The following is a 1,475-nucleotide window of genomic DNA, read 5'->3' as shown; positions in this document are numbered from 1 at the left end:
CCCGCATTTACGGGATCAAAGTATATCTGGAAGCAAGTGAAATTCCTGATGTTAACGAGGATATAACGCTAGCTTTTTTCAGGATAGTACAGGAAGCAATCAATAACGCAGTAAAGCATGGCGGTGCAAAGAACGTCTGGGTCAGGCTTGCTTGCGAGAAAGGATATTTAGTGCTTCAAATCGAAGATGATGGAAGTGGTTTCGACTTTGAGGGAGATATCGAATCTTTAAGGATAAAAGGGCATAGGGGAATAGCCAATATGGCAGAAAGAATGCGCATGGTAAACGGCCAAATTGACATAAAATCATCATCAAACAGAGGTACAATAATTTTATGTAAAGTATTACTTCCCCTTTCTGGGGAAAAATCCACCGGAAACGCTTTTGATGTCGGAGATGTAGGCAAATCCTAATCCCTTAACTTTGGTCAATACGTCGTTAATTTTCTTTCTCTCACAGACTATCTTTAAGATCATTCTTTCACCGAATTTACCTTCTCCACGCAGAACTGTTGTGCCATATCCTGCCTCTCTTAAATTTTCGACCCTTTCTCTAACCAGAGGGCTGCTTTCTGCTATTACTTCGATCAAGGCATATCCTGATAATAATTTTTCTTCCAGGAATGACCCGACGTAGTTGCCAGTAGCAAATCCTCCGGCGTAGAACACTAATTCTAAGGGGCTTAACTTACCGCCACCTAATACGATTGAAAGGGCTATCATGTATATGCTTACTTCACAAAACCCGATTACTGCAGCCCTTAACCTCATCCCTCGGACCAAAAGGAGAATTCGAATTGTGCCGATCGATACATCCGCTATCCTGGCAAAAAAAATAAAAAGCAACCCCAAGACTGTGGCCATTTTTTCATCGCTCCTCGCGCTTTGCTGGTTGTAGTGGCTATGTTGCTGGTTAAATGATATATTATGTAAGCTGTCTAAAATTTCTTCCTTAACGATATTATTGTAAATGAAATCGATACTAGCAAGCATGCTTCGTATAAGTTAATATTCTTTATAAGCAGGATTACGGAGGTCCTGCTGCGGGGAGTATTGTTGATAATGACATATTAGGCAGGCAAATTGCCATGATGGTGGGAGGGAGTTTCTTGAGAAACGTCAGATCTAAAAGCTCGCTTGTCTTTTGGTCGTCTTGCGTTGTGGCATTAGCAATCCTTATATGTGGTTTGATTTTTTTGGGAAAGCCTCTTCGAGAGGAAGCAGCGATTAATGCACTGCCGATTCCCGAAGAAGGAGAACCTTACGTGTTGTATGTCGAGGAAGGATCGACTCTGCTTCATATTAAAGAAACGGTTGCCGTTGACAACCTCCTGTCATTGGTTTTGTCGATCAAGGATGTCAACTTTAAATATGTCGATATGTTGTTATCCATGCTCGAGGGCTCAAAAAACACTGCTTGTCTGGTGTTGCCCAGGGATAGGAGATTTTATCTGGCAATTAAACCCGATCATGAAA

3 protein-coding genes are annotated in these 1,475 nt (G+C 41.6%); 2 read left to right on the top strand and 1 reads right to left on the bottom strand.

Features of this window, described 5'->3' with window-relative positions; all coding sequences use genetic code 11:
- Nucleotides 1–413 (top strand): sensor histidine kinase (locus Q7P41_RS09995; RefSeq protein ID WP_303883950.1); only part of this gene is annotated, 413 nt, incomplete at its 5' end.
- On the opposite strand, the gene Q7P41_RS09990 is transcribed toward Q7P41_RS09995, so the two are convergent.
- Nucleotides 345–863: a DUF2179 domain-containing protein gene (locus tag Q7P41_RS09990; protein ID WP_014807555.1), complete on the bottom strand. Its 519-nt coding sequence runs from the start codon at nucleotides 861–863 to the stop codon at nucleotides 345–347. The genes Q7P41_RS09995 and Q7P41_RS09990 overlap by 69 nt on opposite strands.
- Nucleotides 864–1,108: 245 nt before the next feature.
- Between Q7P41_RS09990 and Q7P41_RS09985 the strand changes: the two genes are divergently transcribed.
- The coding region (locus tag Q7P41_RS09985) for a hypothetical protein (protein WP_303883947.1) at nucleotides 1,109–1,475 on the top strand (367 nt) is incomplete at its 3' end.

The organism is Acetomicrobium mobile, assembly GCF_937920065.1.
This window is presented reverse-complemented; position numbering and strand designations above follow the sequence as displayed.